Source organism: Streptomyces sp. NPDC043952 (assembly GCF_056435325.1).
Genome location: NZ_JBWKES010000044.1, coordinates 21,255 through 40,826, shown reverse-complemented (window position 1 = coordinate 40,826; position 19,572 = coordinate 21,255). Strand labels below are relative to the sequence as shown.

The window sequence follows — 19,572 nt, the reverse complement described above, 5'->3', positions numbered from 1 at the left end:
GGTCGTTGTGCAGACGGTTCTCAGACCGCTCTTTCTATCACTCGGCACGGACAGCGCTACGGGCCGGATCCGCCCTGTTCCCAAGGGAGAACCGGCCCGTGATGCCTCCGTTACGCGCCTTCACGCCCCCTTCACGCGGCGCACGCGCGGCCCGTCGGGCGCCGGGGGCGGACCGCCCGCCGCACTGGCTGATTCACGGCGGGCGAACCGCTACGCGTCCTCCGCCAGTTCCAGCCAGCGCAGCTCCAGTTCCTCGCGTTCACCGGCGAGTTCCCGCAGCTGGGCGTCCAGTTCGGCCACCTTCGCGAAGTCCGTCGCGTTGTCCGCGATCCGGGCGTGCAGCTTGGCCTCCTTCTCCGAGACCTTGTCCAACTGCCGCTCGATCTTCTGGAGTTCCTTCTTGGCGGCGCGCTGGTCGGCGGCGCTGCGCTCCTGGGTGGCCGGCTTGGGCGCCGCGGCGGCGGTGCGTTCGGCGACCGCCTCCTCCATCCGCTGCCGCCGCTCCAGGTACTCGTCGATGCCGCGCGGCAGCATCCGCAGCGCGCCGTCGCCGAGCAGGGCGAACACCCGGTCCGTGGTGCGCTCCACGAAGAACCGGTCGTGGGAGATGACGACCATCGAGCCGGGCCAGCCGTCGAGGACGTCCTCGAGCTGGGTGAGGGTCTCGATGTCGAGGTCGTTGGTGGGCTCGTCCAGGAAGAGGACGTTGGGCTCGTCCATCAGCAGCCGCAGCAGCTGGAGGCGGCGGCGCTCACCGCCGGAGAGGTCGCCGACCGGCGTCCACTGCTTCTCCTTGGTGAAGCCGAAGGTCTCGCAGAGCTGGCCGGCGGTCATCTCGCGCCCCTTGCCGAGATCGACGCGCTCGCGCACCCGCTGCACGGCCTCCAGGACCCGCCAGGTGGGGTCGAGTTCGGCGACCTCCTGGGAGAGGTAGGCCAGCTTGACCGTCCGGCCGACGTTGATCCGGCCGCCGACCGGCTGCTCCTCGCCCCCGGTGCGGGCGGCCTCGGCCATGGCGCGCAGCAGCGAGGTCTTGCCGGCGCCGTTCACCCCGACCAGGCCGATGCGGTCGCCGGGGCCGAGCTGCCAGGTGACGTGCTTGAGCAGCACCTTGGGGCCGGCCTGGACGGTGACGTCCTCCAGGTCGAAGACCGTCTTGCCGAGCCGGGAGGAGGCGAACTTCATCAGCTCGCTGCTGTCGCGGGGCGGCGGCACGTCGGCGATCAGCTCGTTGGCGGCCTCCACCCGGAAGCGGGGCTTGGAGGTGCGGGCGGGCGCGCCGCGGCGCAGCCAGGCCAGCTCCTTGCGGATCAGGTTCTGCCGCTTGGCCTCTTCGGTGGCGGCGATGCGTTCGCGTTCGGCGCGCGCGAAGACGTAGTCGGAGTAGCCGCCCTCGTACTCGTACACATCGCCGCGCTGCACGTCCCACATGCGGGTGCAGACCTGGTCGAGGAACCAGCGGTCGTGGGTCACGCAGACGAGTGCCGAGCGGCGGTTCTGGAGGTGCCGGGCGAGCCAGGAGATGCCCTCGACGTCGAGGTGGTTGGTGGGCTCGTCCAGGACGAGCAGGTCCTGCTCCTCGATCAGCAGCTTGGCCAGCGCGATGCGGCGGCGTTCGCCACCGGACAGCGGGCCGATGACCGTGTCCAGGCCCTTGGGGAAGCCCGGTAGGTCCAGGCCGCCGAACAGTCCGGTCAGTACGTCCCTGACCTTGGCGTTCCCGGCCCACTCGTGGTCGGCCAGGTCGCCGATCACCTCATGGCGGACGGTGGCGGCGGGGTCGAGCGAGTCGTGCTGGGTGAGCACGCCGAGGCGCAGCCCGCCGGAGTGGGTGACGCGGCCGGTGTCGGCGTCCTCCAGCTTGGCGAGCATCCGGATCAGCGTGGTCTTCCCGTCACCGTTGCGGCCGACGACCCCGATCCGGTCCCCCTCCGACACACCGAGCGAGACGCCGTCCAGCAGGGCACGGGTGCCGTACACCTTGCTGACGTTCTCGACATTGACCAGGTTGACGGCCATTTCACTCCTGCTCGCGGGGCGGTATCGACATGCGGCTCCGCCGCGTGGGTCAGCCTTCTAGCGTAGGGCCTCGGGGGCGGGGGGCGGCGCGCGAGGGGATGGTCACTCTTTGTGATGACGTGATCGGGAACGGGCCGCTACCGTGGAGTGCAGGCAGCAGGATCCCGTCCATGGGAGGAACCATGACCGCCGAGTCCGCAGAGCACCGGGTCCACTGGCCGGTGCCGCCGCACGACGGCTACACCGTGGATGACCTGTTCACCCTGCCGGATCTCCCGCCGCACACCGAGTTGATCGACGGGAGCCTGGTTTTCGTGAGTGCCCAGCGGGACTTTCACAGTGTTGTCATCGACCTGCTGGTCAGCGAGTTGCGGCGCACCGCTCCGCGAGAACTGAAAGTGCGCCGTGAGATGACCATCGTCATCGATCGACACAACGGCCCGGAGCCGGACATCTCGGTTGTGCGCGCGGAGGCCCGCAAGAGCCCGGAGCAGACGTACTACCGAGCCTCCGATGTCCTGCTCGCCATCGAAGTGGTCTCACCGGACTCCGAGGCTCGTGACCGTGACTACAAGCCTCACAAGTACGCGGCCGCCGGCATCCCCCACTTCTGGCTGGTCGACATGGCGGGCCAGGACAACCACCCCGTCATCCAGGTCTACGAACTCGGCAATGCAACCGGTACGTACGCCCTGACCGGCATCTATCACGACCAGGTCAAGATCACCGTCCCCTACGACATCGACATCGACCTGAGCGCCATCGACGCGCTCTGAGCGCTAGAGCACCGTCGCCCCCGCCACCGGCCCCGCCGCCGTCCGTACCGTCCGGCAGGTGCCGGAGGCGGAGAGGGCTTCCGCGACCTTCTCGGCCGTGGCGGCGTCCCGTGTGAGGAACGCGGTCGTCGGGCCCGAGCCGGAGACCAGGGCGGCGAGGGCGCCCGCCGCGCGGCCCGCCGACAGGGTGGCCGCGAGTTCCGGGAAGAGGGAGAGCGCGGCCGGCTGGAGGTCGTTGGCGACGGCCGCGGCCAGCGCGTCGGCGTCGCCCTTGGCCAGCGCGTCCAGCAGTTCCCGCGCGGCCACCGGCTCCGGGATCTCCCGGCCCTCGGCCAGCCGGTCGAACTCGCGGAAGACCGCCGGCGTGGACAGCCCCCGCCCGGCCATCGCGAACACCCAGTGGAAGGTGCCGCCGACGTCGAGACCGGTCAGCCGCTCGCCACGGCCGACACCCAGCGCCGCCCCGCCGACCAGACCGAACGGCACATCGCTGCCCAACTCGGCGCAGATCGCGAGGAGTTCGGCCCGCGAGGCGCCCGTACCCCACAGCGCGTCGCACGCGAGCAGCGCGCCCGCGCCGTCCGCGCTGCCGCCCGCCATGCCGCCGGCGACGGGGATGTCCTTGTCGATGTGGATGTGCACCTTCGGCTCGATGCCCCGGCGCGCGGCGAGCGCGAGGGCGGCGCGGGCGGCGAGGTTGGTGCGGTCCAGCGGGACCTGGGCGGCGTCCGGGCCCGCGCAGGTGACGCGCAGTTCGTCGGCGGGGGCGACCGTGACCTCGTCGTACAGGCCGACGGCGAGGAAGACGTTGGCGAGGTCGTGGAACCCGTCGGGGCGGGCGGCGCCCACCGCGAGCTGGACGTTGACCTTGGCGGGGACACGGACCGTGACGCTCACTGCGCTCCTTGGACTGTGCGGCTGTACGGCTGTGCGGGCGGCCGGCGTCAGACGCTGGTCTGGGCGTGCTCGGCGATACGGGCGAACTCCTCGACCGTCAGCGACTCGCCGCGGGCCTGCGGGGAGATCCCGGCGGCGACCAGGGCGGCCTCGGCGGCGGCCGCGGAACCGGCCCAGCCGGCGAGCGCGGCCCGCAGGGTCTTGCGGCGCTGCGCGAAGGCCGCGTCGACCACCGCGAAGACCTGCCGCTTCGTGGCCGTCGTCGCGATCGGCTCGGTGCGGCGCACCAGGGAGACGAGCCCGCTGTCGACGTTCGGCGCGGGCCAGAAGACGTTGCGGCCGATGGCGCCGGCCCGCTTGACCTCGGCGTACCAGTTGGCCTTCACGGACGGGACGCCGTACACCTTCGAGCCGGGCGCGGCGGCGAGCCGGTCGGCGACCTCGGACTGCACCATGACCAGGGTGCGTTCGATGCTCGGGAAGGTGTCGAGCATGTGCAGCAGGACCGGGACGGCGACGTTGTACGGCAGGTTCGCGACGAGCGCGGTCGGGGCGGGGCCCGGCAGCTCGGTGACGTGCATCGCGTCGGAGTGGACCAGCGCGAAGCGGTCGGCGCGGGCGGGCATGCGGGCGGCGACGGTGGTGGGGAGGGCGGCGGCGAGCACGTCGTCGATCTCCACGGCGGTGACGCGGTCGGCCACCTCCAGCAGCGCGAGGGTGAGCGAGCCCAGTCCGGGGCCGACCTCCACGACGGTGTCGTCGGGGCGGACCTCGGCGGTGCGGACGATCCGGCGGACCGTGTTCGCGTCGATCACGAAGTTCTGGCCGCGCTGCTTGGTGGGGCGGACACCGAGCGCGGCCGCGAGCTCGCGGATGTCGGCGGGGCCGAGGAGGGAATCGGGGGCGGGGCTACTCACGGGACAAGGGTACGGGGCGGTGAGAGGCGCCCTTGCCAAGCGGGCCCCGCACCAGAGCACCCCAGCGGGTCCAGCACAGTCTCCGACGCCCGCCCAGCTCCCGACGCCCCCGCACACCCCGGAGGCCCCGGTCGCCCGCAAACCCCGCATGCCCCGCATGCCCCGCAAGTCTCCGGCGCCCCGCACACCCCCGACCCCCGCAAGTCTTTGGCGCCCCGCACATCCCGCCGGCCCCGCAGGCTTCAGCCACTCCCGTAAGTCCCGCACGCCCCTCAGACGTCAGCCGTCCCCGCCCCCCTCTCAGCCGTGCAGTCGCTCCCCGCAATGCGGCCAAGGGCTCTCGCCCCGGCGCGCGTACAGCTTCTTCGCCCGGTACGTCTGTTCCGACTCCGGCGCGTCCTGCGGCAGCCCGGTACCGCCCAGCGTGTGCCACGTGTGCGCGTCGAACTGGTACAGACCCCCGTACGTCCCCGACGCGTCCACCGCGTGCGGGTCGCCCCCGGACTCGCACACCGCGAGCCCGTGCCAGTTCAGCGCGTCCACCCCGGCGGCCGAGCGCGGCAGCGCCTTCGTGCCGACCTTCACCACCTGCCGCCGTGGCCGCCGCACCACCTCCGAGCCCTCCCGGCGCGGCGCCTGACGCACCCCGTTGACCGTGCGCAGCAGGTAGGTGATCCGCCGCAGTCCGGGGCGGCCGGGGCGGGCGACGACCTCGGTGCCCTTGATCAGCGAGGGGTCGTACCGCCGCTCGACCTGGAAGGGGATCTCCTCCTCGCGGACCTCCCGCCCCCCGGTCACCCGCAGCACCGTGACGGTCTGCCCGTCGCGCGGGAAGCTGCCGGCCGGGGCGGAGAGCGTGTCCTCGGGGCCCAGGGCGACCCCGGCCTCCTCGACCGCCTCCCCGACCGTCGCCGCGTTGGTGCGGATGGTGCGGGCCCGGCCGTCGGCCATGACGGTGACCGCCCGCTCGGTGCGCACATCGAGCGCGAGCCCGGCGCGGCCGATGCTCTGGGAGCGCGAGGCCGACAGATACGCGCCCTCGGCGCGCACCCCCAGCTCCCGCAGCGCGCCGTCCACGGTGTGCGCCGTCGTCCACACCTGATGCCGCCTGCCGTCCAGGGTGAGCCGCACGGGACGGCCGTAGCGCACCGCGATCGCGTCGCCGGCGGCGAGCGGGGTGCCGGGGGCGGGCGCGACCAGGTCGTGCTCGCCCACCCGTACGCCCTCCTCGGCGAGGAGCGCGTCCACGTCGTCGGCGAAGGTGTGCAGCGCCCGCGGCCGGCCGTCGATGTCGAGCCGGATCGCGCGGTCCTGGGCGACGAAGGCGGTGGTGCCGCCGGCCAGGAAGGCCACCACCAGCGCCTGCGGCAGCAGCCGGCGCACCACGGAGTCCGGCCGCTCGGCCGCCCGCGCCCCGCGCCGGCGCGCACGCCGGCCACCGCGCCGCTCCGGCGACGCGCCCGTCTCCAACCGCCGTTTGCTGCTCACGCCGACACGCTCCAGAGAGGCCGAAAGGTCCGGATCGGGGGCAGAACCTAGCGGACCCTCCGTCACTCTCCAAAGCGGCGCGGATACCGAGCGTTACGACGGCGGGGTCATGCCGGGTAGTCGAAGGCGCGCGCGGTGTTCGCGTTCAGGGCCGTCGCCAGCGCGTCTTCACCGATGCCGCGTACGGCGGCCATCGCGCGCACGGTGACCGGAACGAGGTACGGCGCGTTGGGCCGTCCGCGGTACGGCGCCGGGGTGAGGAAGGGCGCGTCGGTCTCCACGAGGACCAGTTCCAGCGGGGCGACGGCGAGGGCGTCGCGCAGATTCTGGGCGTTCTTGAAGGTGACGTTCCCGGCGAAGGACATGAAGTAGCCCTCGCGGGCGCAGATCCCGGCCATCTCGGCGTCGCCGGAGTAGCAGTGGAAAACGGTGCGCTCGGGAGCGCCCTCCTCCTTGAGCACGCGCAGCACGTCGGCGTGGGCCTCGCGGTCGTGGATGACGAGCGCCTTGCCGTGCCGTTTGGCGATCTCGATGTGCGCGCGGAAGGACCGCTCCTGGGCCTCCTTGCCCTCGGGGCCCGTGCGGAAGTAGTCGAGGCCGGTCTCGCCGACGCCCCGGACGTGGGGCAGCGCGGCGAGCCGGTCGATCTCGGCGAGCGCCTCGTCCAGCGCGGCCTGCCCGCCCGGCTCCCTGGCCCCCTTGCGGGACCATCCGTCGGGGTCGCCGTGGACGATGCGCGGCGCCTCGTTCGGGTGCAGCGCGACGGCGGCGTGCACGTTCTCGTACGTCTGCGCGGTCGCGGCCGCCCACCGGGAGCCGTCGATGTCGCAGCCGACCTGGACGACCCTGGTGACGCCGACCGACGCGGCCTTCGCCAGGCCCTCCTCGACGGTGCCGGACTGCATGTCGAGGTGGGTGTGGGAGTCGGCGACGGGCACCCGCAGGGGTGCGGGCAGCGGCGGGGCCGCGTTCTTGTCGTCCGGGGAGCCGCTCGGGCCGGCGTTCGAAGGCATGCCCCGATCCTACGAAAGGGGCACGGCCCCGGCGGCCGGGGCCGCCCCCGCGGGCTCAGCCCGCCTTGCGGTGGAAGGGGTGCAGCAGGTCCGCCAGGTGCCAGTGGTGCTGCGTCCCGCCGCCCCCGGCCGCCCCCTCGGCAGCCGGCACCCGCGGCACCTCCACCGGCCCGGCCAGCGGCGCGCTGTGCTGATGGCGCGCGCCCGCCTCCCGTACCGACGACACCTGCCCGGCGCGCATGATGCGCAGCACGTGACCATCGCAGTTCTGGCAGCGGGGGCTGCGCAGCGGCGACGGCACTATGCGCCCGTCGGCCACGTACAGCACGAACTGCTGCCCGTCGGCGTCCGTGTGGTGCTCTATCTCGTACGACTGCTCCCAGCCGTGCCCGCAGCGCATGCAGGCGAATGAATACGACTCGTGAACGACGGCTGTGGCCGTACCGCGGAGGCCGGTCTGCCCTGCGATCTCACTCATGCCAGCTCCTCGTTTCCGCTGGACCGGCACCCCTGAGCGGGGTCCCTTCGACCAGTGGACGCCTTCGCCGGCGCGAATGCAGCAGGGCTGTCGAGTGTTGGAGGCGATTTGAGTCTTCCTTGCCGAAAAGCCCCCGCGGGCCGCCTCGGCGCTTTGCCAACGGCGACAGCCTTTTGCCGCCCATTGGCCCAGTCGCTCATCGGAGATGAGCGCTGCTCAGAGGGGTTGCGGCAGGCGCCCCGCAGGGGCGCGGGGAACTGCGCGACCGGCCACGACGCACCCGCACCCCGCGCCGCATCGCACCCCCGCGGCGCTACCGGAACGGCGTCCTCACCCGGCGGAGCGCTTCGCTGCCACAACGGCGTCGAACACCACCCTCTTCGGCAACCCCGCCTCCACCGCCACCGCCGCGATCGCCTCCTTGCGCCGCTCCCCGGCCTCCTCGCGCACCCGCACCCGGCGCACCAGTTGCGCCGCGTCCAGCTCCTCCGGGCCGGTCTCGGGCGCGCCCTCGACCACGACCGTGATCTCCCCGCGCACCCCCTGCGCCGCCCAGCTCGCCAGCTCGGCGAGCGGGCCCCGGCGCACCTCCTCGTACGTCTTCGTCAACTCCCGGCAGACCGCGGCCCGCCGCTCGGCGCCGAAGACCTCGGCCATCGCGGCGAGGGTGTCGTCGAGGCGGTGCGGGGCCTCGAAGTAGACCAGCGTGCGCCGCTCGGCCGCGACCTCGCGCAGCCGGGAGAGCCGTTCGCCCGCCTTGCGCGGCAGGAAGCCCTCGAAGCAGAACCGGTCCACGGGCAGCCCGGACAGGGCGAGCGCGGTGAGCACGGCGGACGGGCCGGGCACCGCGGTGACCCGGATGTCCCGCTCGACGGCCGCCGCGACCAGCCGGTAGCCGGGGTCGGACACCGAGGGCATGCCGGCGTCCGTGACCAGCAGCACCCGCGCCCCGCCGGCCAGCTCCTCGACCAGTTCGGGCGTGCGCGCGGATTCGTTGCCCTCGAAGTACGACAGCACCCGGCCGCCCGGTGTGACGCCGAGCGCCCGGGTGAGCCGGCGCAGCCGCCGGGTGTCCTCGGCGGCGATGACGTCCGCGGTCTCCAGCTCCCGCACCAGCCGGGGCGGCGCGTCCGCGATGTCGCCGATGGGGGTACCTGCGAGGACAAGGGTTCCAGTCACGCCCCCATCCTCGCAGGGGTCCCCGAGCCGGAGGAAAACGACCGCTTCGCGGCCCGCGCCGCCGCGTGCACGGGACTCGCACAGCACCGTTCCCTACGATGGCGCGGTGACCAGTACCGCGTCCTCCATGGATCTGAGGCAGGGCCAGGCGCCGCACGACAAGCGGCCGCCGTGGCAGCAGCGGCTGCGCCGGTTCGGGTACGCGCCGGCGAAGGACGCGCCCGAGGGCGACGTGCGCGGCCGGCTGGTGCCGCCGTACCCGGCCCCCGGCCCCCGGCTGTGGCGGGCGCTCGGCGTGCCGCCCGTGCTGGCCGACCGGATCGATCGCTGGTCCGGCTGGGTGGGGCCGCTGCTGGTGACGCTGGTGGCGGGCGTGCTGCGGTTCTGGAACCTGGGCAGCCCGCGGGCGGTGATATTCGACGAGACGTACTACGCGAAGGACGCGTGGGCGCTGGTCCACCGCGGCTTCGAGGTCAACTGGGACAAGAACGCCAACGACGTGGTCCTCCAGACGCACGGGCATCTGGCGATCCCGGCGGACGCGGCGTACGTGGTGCACCCGCCGGTCGGGAAGTACGTGATCGGGCTCGGCGAGCTGATGTTCGGGTTCAACCCGTTCGGCTGGCGGTTCATGACCGCGCTGCTGGGCACGCTGAGCGTGCTGATGATCTGCCGGATCGGGCGCCGGATGTTCCGTTCGACGTTCCTGGGCTGCCTGGCGGGCGCCCTGCTCGCGGTGGACGGGCTGCACTTCGTGATGAGCCGCACCTCGCTGCTCGACGGCGTGCTGATGTTCTTCGTGGTGGCCGCGTTCGGCTGTCTGCTGATCGACCGGGACAGGTCACGGGCGAGACTGGCCGCCGCGCTGCCCGTGGGGCCGGACGGCCTGGTCCGCCCGGACGCGCGGGTCGCGGACTCCGCCCGGCTCGGCGCCCGTCCCTGGCGCTGGGCGGCCGGGCTGATGCTGGGCCTGGCCACCGGCACCAAGTGGAACGGCCTGTACATCCTGGTCGCGTTCTGTGTGATGGCGGTGCTGTGGGACGTCGGCGCCCGCAAGGTGGCCGGCGCGTCCCGCCCCTACCGCGCGGTCCTGAAGTACGACACGGGGATCACCTTCCTGGCGACGGTCCCGGTGGCGATCGCCGTCTACCTGCTGTCCTGGCTGGGCTGGATCCTCTCCCCCACGGACGGCACCGGCGGTTACTTCCGCAACTGGGCGCTCACCGACGGCCGGGGCGGCTCCTGGACCTTCCTGCCGGACTGGCTGCGCAGCCTGTGGCACTACGAGCACGAGGTGTACGAGTTCCATCTGCACCTGGACTCCCCGCACACCTACCAGTCCAACCCGTGGAGCTGGCTGGTGCTGGGCCGCCCGGTGTCGTACTTCTACGAGTCGCCCTCCCCCGGCACCGACGGCTGTCCGGCGGACGCGGGCCAGAAGTGCGCGCGCGAGGTGCTGGCGCTCGGCACGCCGCTGCTGTGGTGGGCGGCCTGCTTCGCGATCGTGTACATCCTGTGGCGCTGGGCGTTCCGCCGCGACTGGCGGGCCGGCGCGATCGCCTGCGGCATCGCGGCCGGCTATCTGCCCTGGTTCCTCTACCAGGAGCGGACGATCTTCTTCTTCTACGCGGTCGTCTTCGTACCGTTCCTGTGCCTGGCCGTGGCCATGATGATCGGCGCGATCATCGGCCCACCGGGCTCCGGCGACACCCGCCGCGTCATCGGCGCCACCTCGGCGGGCGTCCTGGTCCTGCTGATCACCTGGAACTTCATCTACTTCTGGCCCCTGTTCACCGGCACGGCGATCCCGATCGACAGCTGGCGGGCGAGGATGTGGCTGGACACCTGGGTCTAGCTGGGCAGATGCCACGAGGGTGCGGTCATCGGGCCGCGTGCTCGTGGTCAGTTCATGGTCGCAGGCGGGTGGCCTACCGACGCCGGCGTTCGAGATGGGGACGGACCTCGCTCCGGTCCCGGCCGGGGCGTTGCCGACGCGGGTGCCTGGCATAGGGGCTTGCCTGCGGCTGCCGGCCGCGCTGGAGACCGACGGCGGCAAAGAGACCGGACGGCACACGGCGGACCCACTGGTGCCGACTGGTTCTTCTGCGACCATGGGTGCGCTTCCCCGGCCGGCGTCCACGGCCGGGGAAGCGCTCGGCTGGATCAGCCCATGGCGATGAAGTGGAAGGGACGGTCTCCGACGACACCGTCCGACTTGCCCGTGATGACCGTCACCCGCTCAGTGGTGGCACCACTGACGTGCGTGTTGTCCAGCAGGGACCACTCCTCGCCGTCCATGGTGGCAACGACCGACGGCTACTCCAGGAAGTCGTTGTTGAAGGTGATGATGTACTTGCCGGTGCTGACCTTCGTCACCTTGAAGCCGTGGCCGGCCGTCCGGGTGCCGTCGGCCGCGACGGTCCCACGGACGATCTGGAGATTCTCGTAGGCGTCGATAGCCATTCCTGTGCTCCTTTCAGGGGGGATTTTCCTTTCTGGGCATGTCCGGGCTTAGTGGCACCCATGCTCCATTCGGGCGAAATGCGCCCGCTCGGGTGAATCATCGAATTACCTGATCGCTAGTCAGATACTTACTCCTACGGGGTCTCTCGACGTCGTCTCGCCGACCGACCCGCGAGGACGGCGGCCTCTACAACCCCTGAGACAGCCTCCGGGCAAGGCACCCACTCCCGGTCGGCCACATATGATCATGGGCATGTCCGAACTGCGTGAGCGTGCCGCGCGTCATCAGCTGGCGCCCGGTGAACAGCTCCTGGCGTACGCCTCCGTCGTGCCCGCGGCCAGCGCCAAGGGTGTCAGCGTGAACCTCGGCGGGGTGCTCGCGAACGGTCTCATGAACCAGGTCGGCGCGCAGGGCGGGAAGGCCGGCAGCATCGCGTCGCAGCTGCCGGGGACCTCCGGGGCGCTGCTGCTGCGCGTCACCGACCAGCGCGTCGGGCTGGTGAAGCCGCTGGACGGCACGCCGGTGTGGGAGGTGCCCAGGACCTGGGTGGCACGGATCGAACGGCGGCCCCGGCTCCAGCTGATGGCCCGTTTCCGGGTGCACTACGCCGACGGCTCCTGGCTCGCCTTCCTCACCATGCGCCGCCGCAACATCGAGCGATTCCGCGCCCTCTTGGGCTGAATCCCCCGGTCCGATTGTCGCAACCCTGCTACGGAATGACCGGACGCGTCACCCGCCCCGGCCGGGACTTTAGGGTGAATGCCGTCGTTGGGGAGTCGAGGGGCCGGGGGACCCCCCGCGAGGGTGGAGGAAGACAGGCTGTGGGCAAGAGAAGACGGGTCGCCGAACGGCGCACGGCCCCTCCCGGCGTGATAGGCGCGGTGATCGCCCTGGTCGTCTGCGGCGCCGGACTCACCGCCTACGCGCTGTACGACGGCGGTTCCGCGGCCGGCGAGACGAGCGCCACCGCCGACCACCGGAAGGTCAGGACCGGCCCGCTCAGCGCGGCCGAGGTGCGCACCGCCGCCACCGCCTTCCTCACCGACTGGCAGCACGGCCGGGTCGCCGCCGCGGCGGCCGCGACCGACGACGCCCCGGCGGCCGGCGCCCTGCTCACCGGCTACGCCAAGGACGCCCACCTCACGGGCGTCACGCTCACTCCGGGCACCGCCACGGGCGCCAAGGTGCCCTTCTCCGTCAAGGCGACACTGGCGTACAAGGGCGTCTCGAGGCCGCTGGCGTACGGCAGTTCGCTCACCGTCGTACGCCGGGCGAGCGACGGCAGGCCCCTGGTCGACTGGCACGCCTCCGTCGTCCACCCGGATCTGCGCGACGGCGACACGCTCGTCACCGGCGCCTCCGGCACCCCGCCCATCAAGGCCCTGGACCGCGACGGCGGCGAGCTGACGGCCGCCAAGTACCCGTCGCTGGGGACGGTGCTGGACGGGCTGCGCGAGAAGTACGGCAAGAAGGCGGGCGGCACCGCGGGCGTGGAGCTGCGCGTGGTGCGCGGCGCGGCGTCGCGGAAGGCGAAGCTGTCCGACAAGACGCTGGTGACGCTGAGCCAGGGCACTCCGGGCACGGTGAAGACCACCCTGAGCCCGGCCCTCCAGGCGGAGGCGGAGGCGCAGGTCGGCAAGCGCAAGCACGCCTCCGTGGTCGTCCTGCGGCCCTCCACCGGCGAGATCCTCGCGGTCGCCAACAGCGAGCACGGCTTCAACGTCGGCTTCCAGGGCTCCCTCGCGCCCGGCTCCACGATGAAGATCGTGACCTCGACCATGCTGTTCGAGAAGAAGCTCATCACCCCGGACGCCTCGCACCCCTGCCCCAAGACGTACAAGCTCGCGGGCTGGACGTTCCACAACGACGACGACTCCGAGATCAAGAAGGGCACCTTCAAGACCGCCTTCGGCGCCTCCTGCAACAACGCCTTCATCGATTTCGCGCCCAAGCTGTCCGACAGCGATCTGACCAAGGAAGCCCAGCAGGTCTACGGCCTCGGCATGGACGACTGGGCCATCGGCGTGCCCTCCTTCGACGGCTCCGTCCCGGTGCAGAGCGGCGCGCAGATGGGCGCCTCGCTGATCGGGCAGGGCGGGGTGCGGATGAACCCGCTGAACATGGCCTCCGTCGCGGCCACCGTGCAGTCGGGCCGCTTCCGCCAGCCGTACCTGGTCTCCCCCGAGGTGGACCACCGCACCCTGGCGACGGCCGCGCGCACCATGTCCGCGAAGACGCAGGCCCAGCTCAAGGAGGTCATGAAGTTCACGGCGGACTACGGCACGGCCGCCGAGGCGATGGCCGGCCTCGGCCCGGACTACGGCGCGAAGACCGGCTCGGCCGAGGTCGACGGGCAGAAGAAGCCGAACGGCTGGTTCACCGCCTACCGTGGCGACCTGGTGGCCGCGGGCGTGGTGCAGGCCGGCGGCCACGGCGGCGACACGGCGGGCCCGATCGTGGCCGACCTGCTCCGCAAGGGCGGCGGCTGACCGGACCGGTCAGTTGTGCACGGGCACGGCCGTGTAGGTCCGGCGCAGGAAGCGGATCAGCGCCTTGGAGTCGAACTGGAGCACATCCACGCCCTGGTCGGAGTGGAACTCCACGACCGCCTGGACCCGGCCGCACGGCCACACCCGTACGGAGCCGCTCTCGGCCGGCGCCCGCAGCCCGCGCTCCAGCAGGGCGCGGGAGAAGCTCCACTCGTGGGTGCCCGGCAGATCGATCCGGACCGAGCGCGGATCGTCGTCGGGGTCGTACCGCAGCCGCACCGGGACGGCCCCCGGATCCTCGTCATCCGTGACGACATGGGCGCGCGCGTACTGCTCGATCACAGACATGGGAACGCCCTTTCACACTCAGTGACCTATGCGAAAGCCGTTTTATCCGCTTTCATGCGCTTCCTCTCCAATGTCGCACATTTCCCCCGAAGCGCTTCCGGAGCACGGAGGCACTGGTGTCCGTTGACATCGAACCCAGTCGTCTTGCCATCGGACCGAGCCCTGCCGAATCCGGCATGCCCACGCCCGCAAAGAGCTGGCGATCTATGGACCGCTACGTCGTCGCTATAGACAACCCAGACCCCAGTCCGCAACGCTGCCTACAGCGATCTATAGAGGACACATAGAGTGCCGCGGAAGGCCATCTGGAGGCCGCCGTACTGCGCGAGGCATTCCCGCGCGGACTGCGCGGCCCCACCGTGGCCCTGACCTACGCCTCAAGCGCGGCGTCAGGCATGGTTGGTGGCCCGCAGGACGGATGGCGGCAGGCATCGGCCTACGAGATGTCCAGTGAGGATCTACCCGTCTTCCGCGCTGCCCTCGCCCACTACGACGCCACCACATCCCGGCCCCCTTGGGACGAGGAGGCACCGTCCGCGTTCGCCGTGCATCCAAGCTGGGCGGCCGACGCTGACGCACTGAGGGCGCTGTACGACGATCCGCCGACCGCACCCAACTTCCCGACTGAGGAGCAAGGTGAACGGGGGTTGCGCGGCTAACCCCCGCCTGCCGGATAGTCGGCGCGGCCCGTCGCAGCGGCGGGCCCTAACCGCCTCGCAGGAGTGATGCCGTCGTGTCCGCGCTCTTCGACAAGTTCCTGATTCCGATTGCAGTCGGTCTGGTCGTCACCGGTCTCGCCGCCGCAGCCGGCTGGCTCTACCGGCGTCGCCGGACCACTCCGACACCTCCCCGCGTGCTGCGCCGCTTCAGCCTGCTGGGCACCACCGGCGCCGACGGCACCCCGCTGTACTACGAGACCACCCGGGTCCCCGGCAGCGTCGTCACCCGCCGGGTCGGCAGCCTGTCCCAACGCTTCGAGCTGACTGATGCCCCGCTCGGCGACGGAACGTACGCCGCCGAACCCCTCGACCACCTGTAGGACGACCAGAGCATGGAGTGTGTGTGACCGCGAGCGCCTTCGGGCAGGGCTGCCCACCAGCACTTTCACCGCACGCGATTAGTTTCACAGCCACAGCCAGCCGAAACGGCTGCGTTCGCCGTCGAACGACTGGGTTGAATGCCAGCGGACAACTGGAGGCAATGGAGGCAAGTGCCTGGTACTTGCAAAGTGTTTGCAACAGGCGTCTAAAATCGAACGGTGCATGTACCTGACGGATTCATCGACGCCCCCACCTCCGCCGTCACCGCCGTGGTCGCCGCCGGCGCCCTCGCGGTGAGCCTGCGCGGCGCCCGACGGGAACTCGGCGGAGAGAAGGCGGCCCCGCTGGCCGGGCTCGTCGCCGCGTTCATCTTCGCCGTGCAGATGCTGAACTTCCCCGTCGCGGCCGGCACCAGCGGCCATCTGCTGGGCGGGGCGCTGGCCGCGATACTCGTCGGCCCGTACACCGGCGTGCTCTGCGTGTCCGTGGTGCTGCTGATGCAGGGCGTGCTGTTCGCGGACGGCGGGCTGACCGCGCTCGGCGTGAACATCACGGACATGGCGCTGGTCACCACCGTGGTGTCGTACGCCCTCTTCCGGGGCCTGCTCGCCGTGCTGCCGCGCGGCCGCCGCTCGGTGACCGTCGCCTCCTTCGTCGCCGCGCTCGTCTCGGTGCCGGCCGCGGCCTGCGCCTTCACCCTGATCTACGCGGTCGGCGGCACCACCGACGTGCCGATCGGCAAGGTGGCCACCGCGATGATCGGCGTCCATGTGCTGATCGGCGTCGGCGAGGCGGTCATCACCGCGCTGACGGTCGGCGCGGTGATCGCCGTACGCCCGGACCTGGTGCACGGCGCACGTGGGCTGCGGCAGCGGCTCCGGCTGCGGGTGGACGGCGAGCTGGTGGACGCGCCCGCCGTGCCCGTCTCCCCCGCGGCGGCGCCCGTCTCGCGGCGCAAGGTGTGGGTGACCGGCCTCGTCGCCTCCCTCGTCCTCGCCGGCTTCGTCAGCTTCTACGCCTCCGCGAACCCCGACGGCCTGGAGAAGGTCGCGCACGACAAGGGGATCGACACCAAGGCGAAGGAGCACGCCGCCGCCGGTTCCCCGCTCGCCGACTACGGCGTCAGGGACGTCTCCGACGCGCGCCTGTCCGGCGGGCTGGCGGGCGTGATCGGGGTCGGGGTGACGGTGGCCGCGGGCAGCGCGGTGTTCTGGGCCGTGCGCAGGCGCCGCGACGCGGACGTCTCGCCCGCCGACCACGGTCTCTGAGATGGGCGCGGGCCACGCTCACCGCCTCTACCGGCACGGCACCTCGCCCGTGCACGCGCTCCCGCCGCACACCAAGCTCGCGGCCGCCTTCCTCTTCGTGCTGGTCGTGGTCTCCACCCCGCGCGAGGCGGTGTGGGCGTTCGCGGCGTACGCCGTGCTGCTCGCGGCCGTCGCCCGTCTCGCCCGCGTCCCGGCCGGGTTCATGCTGCGGCGGCTGCTGATCGAGGTGCCCTTCGTGGCGTTCGCGGCGCTGATGCCGTTCGTCGCGGAGGGCGAGCGGGTGCACGTCCTCGGGCTCTCGCTGAGCGTCGGCGGCCTGTGGGGCGCCTGGAACGTGCTCGCCAAGGGCACCCTCGGCGTCGCCGCCTCCGTGCTCCTCGCGGCCACCACCGAACTGCGCCAACTCCTGCTGGGCCTTGAGCGGTTGAGGCTGCCGCCGCTGCTGGTGCAGATCGCCTCCTTCATGCTCCGCTACGGCGACGTCATCACCGACGAGATGCGCCGGATGCGGATCGCCCGCGCCTCCCGCGGCTTCGAGGCACGGGGGGTACGGCACTGGGGGGTGCTCGCCAAGTCCGCCGGCGCGCTGTTCATCCGCTCCTACGAGCGCGGGGAGCGCGTGCATCTGGCCATGGTGAGCCGGGGCTACGCCGGTTCGATGCCGGTCATCGAGGAGGCCACCGCGTCCCCGGCGCAGTGGCGCCTCGCCCTCGCGCTCCCCTGCTCGGCCCTCGTCGTCTGCCTGTTGGGATGGACCCTGTGAGTACCGCTTCGCTGGAGGTCTCCGGCCTCGCCTTCGCCTACCCGGACGGCCATCAGGCCCTGTTCGGCGTCGACTTCACCATCGGGCGCGGCGAACGCGTCGCGCTGCTCGGCCCGAACGGCGCCGGCAAGACCACCCTGGTGCTGCACCTCAACGGCATCCTCGGCGGCGGCGCCGGGACGGTCACCGTGGCCGGACTGCCCGTCGGCAAGCGGCACATGGCGACGATCCGGCAGAAGGTCGGCATCGTCTTCCAGGACCCGGACGACCAGTTGTTCATGCCGACGGTGCGCGAGGACGTGGCGTTCGGCCCGGCGGCGGCCGGGATCAGGGGCGCCGGGCTGGAGGCGCGGGTACGGGACGCCCTGGACCGGGTCGGCATGGCGGAGTTCGCGGACCGGCCACCGCACCATCTCTCCTTCGGGCAGCGGCGGCGCGTGGCGGTGGCGACCGTGCTGGCGATGGAGCCGGAGATCCTGGTCCTGGACGAGCCGTCCTCCAACCTCGACCCCGCCTCCCGGCGCGAGCTGGCCGACATCCTGCGCTCGCTCGACGTCACGGTCCTGATGGTCACGCACGACCTGCCGTACGCCCTGGAGCTGTGCCCGCGCTCGCTGATCCTCGGCGACGGCGTGATCGCGGCCGACAGGCCGACGGCGGACCTGCTCGGCGACGAGGAGCTGATGCGGGCGCACCGCCTGGAGCTGCCGTTCGGCTTCGACCCGCGGGTGACGAAAACCATGAAAACGGGCAACTGATCTCACCGAGGAATCGCAGGCCCGCACCCGCTGTTGCACCCACTGTCGCAGGCGGCGAGTGGAAGGGAAGCGGGACGTGGAAGGCGCGGACGTGGTCGTGCACGGCACGGTGGCCGAAGGCTTCGAGCCGGTCAGGGAGGCGTTCGCGGGGAACTTCGCCCTGCTCGGGGAGCGCGGCGCGGCGGTCGCCGTGTACCGCGAGGGCAGGCGGGTGGTCGACCTGTGGGCGGGCACCAGGGACGTGGACGGTACGGCACCCTGGGAGCCCGGCACCGCCCAGATCGTGCGCTCGGCCACCAAGGGCGTCGTCGCCGCCGGGCTTCTGCTGCTGCACCAGCGCGGGGAGCTGGACCTGGACGCGCCGGTGGGCACGTACTGGCCCGAGTACAAGGCGGCGGGCAAGGAGCGCACCCTCGTACGCCATCTGCTGGCGCACCGCGCGGGCGTGCCCGTCCTGGACCGCCCGCTGACCCCGGCCGAGGCCGCCGACCCGGACCTCGGCGCGGCGGCCGTCGCCGCGCAGGCCCCGGTGTGGGAGCCGGGCACGGACCACGGCTACCACGCGCAGACGTACAGCTGGCTGACCGGTGAACTGGTCCGGCGGGTCACCGGGCGCCCGGTCGGCGCGTGGCTGGCCGACGAGATCGCCGGGCCGGTCGGGGCCGACCTGTGGCTCGGCCTGCCCGCGGCCGGACAGGGCCGGGTGGGACGGGTGGGGGACATCGGGGCGCCGCAGTCCGCGGGCGCGCTGAAGCTGCGTCCCAAGCGTGCGGTGTCCGCGGCCTACGCCGACCCGGACTCGCTCACCCGGCGCGCCTTCGCCGCGATCACCCCGCTCCCGGACGAGAACGACCCCGCCTACCGCGCCGCCGCCCTGCCCGCCTCCAACGGCATCGCGACGGCCGACGGGCTGGCCCGTGTCTACGCCTCGCTGATCGGCGAAGTGGACGGCGGGGTCCGGCTGTTCACGCCCGAGACGCTGGAGCTGGCGCGCGCCGAGCGGTCGGTGGGTCCGGACCGGGTGCTGGTGGTCAACACCCGTTTCGGCCTCGGCTGGATGCTGCACGGCAGCGCGTCCCCGCTCCTCGCCCCCGGTTCCTTCGGGCATCCGGGCCGCGGCGGCGCGCTCGCCTTCGCCGACCCGGAGTCGGGCATCGCGTTCGGGTACGTCACCAACGGCTTCCGCAAGAGCGTGACGGCGGACCCGAGGGCGCAGGCGCTGGTCCGGGCGCTGAAGGTGGCGCTGGGGGCGTGAAGCGGCCGAGGACGCGCGCCGCCTCGTAACAGCGCGCGCCCTTCCGTGACTCGAGGATCAGACGTGGATCGGGTGCGACGTGCGCCCCGAGTCCGCGTCGATCTCCGCGTGCGCCTTGTTCAGCAGCTCCATGGCGATCTGGTTGAGGGCGCGGGCTCCGGCGATCTCCTCGCCGACCCTGGGCTGGTCGTTGTCGACGCGGTGGCGGCTGGCGTGCCCGTGCCCCCGGATCTCGCTGCCGTCGGGCAACCGCACCAGGGCCGCGGCGCGCGTGTGCTGACCGTCCTCCTCGAACTCCAGCTCGACATGCCACCCGACGGCGATGTGCGTCGGGGTCCGCGTCTGCTGCATGGTCTGCGTCATGTCGGCCACCTCCGGGAAACACACATTCCGGCTGTCTCCAGCGTGCTCCCGACCACG

Annotated in this window: 20 protein-coding genes; 9 read left to right on the top strand and 11 right to left on the bottom strand. The window is 72.2% G+C overall.

The window, feature by feature from the left end; translation table 11 throughout:
* Positions 1–210: 210 nt before the first annotated feature.
* Positions 211–2,019 (bottom strand): ABC-F family ATP-binding cassette domain-containing protein, encoded by a 1,809-nt coding sequence (locus tag AC069R_RS30935; protein WP_478770034.1) that lies wholly within the window; start codon positions 2,017–2,019, stop codon positions 211–213.
* 182 nt (positions 2,020–2,201) lie between these two features.
* Between AC069R_RS30935 and AC069R_RS30930 the strand changes: the two genes are divergently transcribed.
* On the top strand, positions 2,202–2,795 hold the full coding sequence (locus AC069R_RS30930) for a Uma2 family endonuclease (protein WP_478770033.1): 594 nt from the start codon (positions 2,202–2,204) through the stop codon (positions 2,793–2,795).
* A gap of 3 nt (positions 2,796–2,798) precedes the next feature.
* On the opposite strand, the gene AC069R_RS30925 is transcribed toward AC069R_RS30930, so the two are convergent.
* From AC069R_RS30925 to rsmI, 6 genes are all read right to left on the bottom strand, one after another.
* Entirely contained in the window at positions 2,799–3,692 is an 894-nt protein-coding gene (locus AC069R_RS30925; RefSeq protein WP_478770032.1) for a 4-(cytidine 5'-diphospho)-2-C-methyl-D-erythritol kinase, read from the bottom strand.
* A 47-nt stretch (positions 3,693–3,739) separates the two neighbouring features.
* Positions 3,740–4,609, bottom strand: a complete 870-nt coding sequence (rsmA, locus tag AC069R_RS30920) for a 16S rRNA (adenine(1518)-N(6)/adenine(1519)-N(6))-dimethyltransferase RsmA (RefSeq protein WP_478770031.1) — start codon at positions 4,607–4,609, stop codon at positions 3,740–3,742.
* A gap of 300 nt (positions 4,610–4,909) precedes the next feature.
* Positions 4,910–6,163: a ubiquitin-like domain-containing protein gene (locus AC069R_RS30915; RefSeq protein WP_478770030.1), complete on the bottom strand. Its 1,254-nt coding sequence runs from the start codon at positions 6,161–6,163 to the stop codon at positions 4,910–4,912.
* Between the two features lie 41 nt (positions 6,164–6,204).
* Positions 6,205–7,110: a TatD family hydrolase gene (locus AC069R_RS30910; protein WP_478770029.1), complete on the bottom strand. Its 906-nt coding sequence runs from the start codon at positions 7,108–7,110 to the stop codon at positions 6,205–6,207.
* Positions 7,111–7,165: 55 nt separating this feature from the next.
* Complete coding sequence (locus AC069R_RS30905; RefSeq protein ID WP_478770028.1) at positions 7,166–7,588, bottom strand: hypothetical protein; 423 nt, start codon at positions 7,586–7,588, stop codon at positions 7,166–7,168.
* Between the two features lie 330 nt (positions 7,589–7,918).
* On the bottom strand, positions 7,919–8,767 hold the full coding sequence (rsmI, locus tag AC069R_RS30900) for a 16S rRNA (cytidine(1402)-2'-O)-methyltransferase (RefSeq protein ID WP_478770027.1): 849 nt from the start codon (positions 8,765–8,767) through the stop codon (positions 7,919–7,921).
* Positions 8,768–8,873: 106 nt separating this feature from the next.
* Here rsmI and AC069R_RS30895 point away from each other — a divergent pair, with 106 nt between their 5' ends.
* Positions 8,874–10,622, top strand: coding sequence for a dolichyl-phosphate-mannose--protein mannosyltransferase (locus AC069R_RS30895; protein WP_478770026.1), 1,749 nt, complete (start codon positions 8,874–8,876; stop codon positions 10,620–10,622).
* A 308-nt stretch (positions 10,623–10,930) separates the two neighbouring features.
* On the opposite strand, the gene AC069R_RS30890 is transcribed toward AC069R_RS30895, so the two are convergent.
* Together AC069R_RS30890 and AC069R_RS30885 are read right to left on the bottom strand one after the other, a co-directional pair.
* Positions 10,931–11,065 (bottom strand): hypothetical protein, encoded by a 135-nt coding sequence (locus AC069R_RS30890; protein ID WP_478770025.1) that lies wholly within the window; start codon positions 11,063–11,065, stop codon positions 10,931–10,933.
* Positions 11,066–11,083: 18 nt separating this feature from the next.
* A complete protein-coding gene (locus AC069R_RS30885) occupies positions 11,084–11,230 on the bottom strand; it encodes a hypothetical protein (RefSeq protein WP_478770024.1) in 147 nt (48 codons plus the stop codon).
* Positions 11,231–11,483: 253 nt separating this feature from the next.
* Here AC069R_RS30885 and AC069R_RS30880 point away from each other — a divergent pair, with 253 nt between their 5' ends.
* Both AC069R_RS30880 and AC069R_RS30875 read left to right on the top strand, forming a co-directional pair.
* The gene (locus AC069R_RS30880) at positions 11,484–11,912 is read left to right on the top strand and encodes a hypothetical protein (protein ID WP_478770023.1); all 429 of its coding nucleotides are present in this window, start codon (positions 11,484–11,486) and stop codon (positions 11,910–11,912) included.
* Positions 11,913–12,052: 140 nt separating this feature from the next.
* Positions 12,053–13,720 carry a penicillin-binding transpeptidase domain-containing protein gene (locus AC069R_RS30875; protein WP_478770022.1) on the top strand — a complete coding sequence of 556 codons (1,668 nt, stop codon included), beginning with the start codon at positions 12,053–12,055 and terminating at the stop codon, positions 13,718–13,720.
* 9 nt (positions 13,721–13,729) lie between these two features.
* On the opposite strand, the gene AC069R_RS30870 is transcribed toward AC069R_RS30875, so the two are convergent.
* Complete coding sequence (locus AC069R_RS30870) at positions 13,730–14,068, bottom strand: SsgA family sporulation/cell division regulator (protein WP_397985527.1); 339 nt, start codon at positions 14,066–14,068, stop codon at positions 13,730–13,732.
* A gap of 733 nt (positions 14,069–14,801) precedes the next feature.
* Here AC069R_RS30870 and AC069R_RS30865 point away from each other — a divergent pair.
* From AC069R_RS30865 to AC069R_RS30845, 5 genes are all read left to right on the top strand, one after another.
* Complete coding sequence (locus AC069R_RS30865) at positions 14,802–15,107, top strand: hypothetical protein (protein ID WP_478770021.1); 306 nt, start codon at positions 14,802–14,804, stop codon at positions 15,105–15,107.
* A 219-nt stretch (positions 15,108–15,326) separates the two neighbouring features.
* Complete coding sequence (locus AC069R_RS30860; RefSeq protein WP_478770020.1) at positions 15,327–16,376, top strand: energy-coupling factor ABC transporter permease; 1,050 nt, start codon at positions 15,327–15,329, stop codon at positions 16,374–16,376.
* A 1-nt stretch (position 16,377) separates the two neighbouring features.
* Complete coding sequence (cbiQ, locus tag AC069R_RS30855) at positions 16,378–17,139, top strand: cobalt ECF transporter T component CbiQ (protein ID WP_478770019.1); 762 nt, start codon at positions 16,378–16,380, stop codon at positions 17,137–17,139.
* On the top strand, positions 17,127–17,897 hold the full coding sequence (locus AC069R_RS30850) for an energy-coupling factor ABC transporter ATP-binding protein (RefSeq protein ID WP_478770018.1): 771 nt from the start codon (positions 17,127–17,129) through the stop codon (positions 17,895–17,897). The genes cbiQ and AC069R_RS30850 overlap by 13 nt, the downstream gene beginning before the upstream one ends.
* 91 nt (positions 17,898–17,988) lie before the next feature.
* Positions 17,989–19,152: a serine hydrolase domain-containing protein gene (locus AC069R_RS30845; RefSeq protein WP_478770047.1), complete on the top strand. Its 1,164-nt coding sequence runs from the start codon at positions 17,989–17,991 to the stop codon at positions 19,150–19,152.
* A gap of 57 nt (positions 19,153–19,209) precedes the next feature.
* On the opposite strand, the gene AC069R_RS30840 is transcribed toward AC069R_RS30845, so the two are convergent.
* Positions 19,210–19,515, bottom strand: a complete 306-nt coding sequence (locus tag AC069R_RS30840) for a DUF1876 domain-containing protein (protein ID WP_397985523.1) — start codon at positions 19,513–19,515, stop codon at positions 19,210–19,212.
* Positions 19,516–19,572 lie beyond the last annotated feature (57 nt).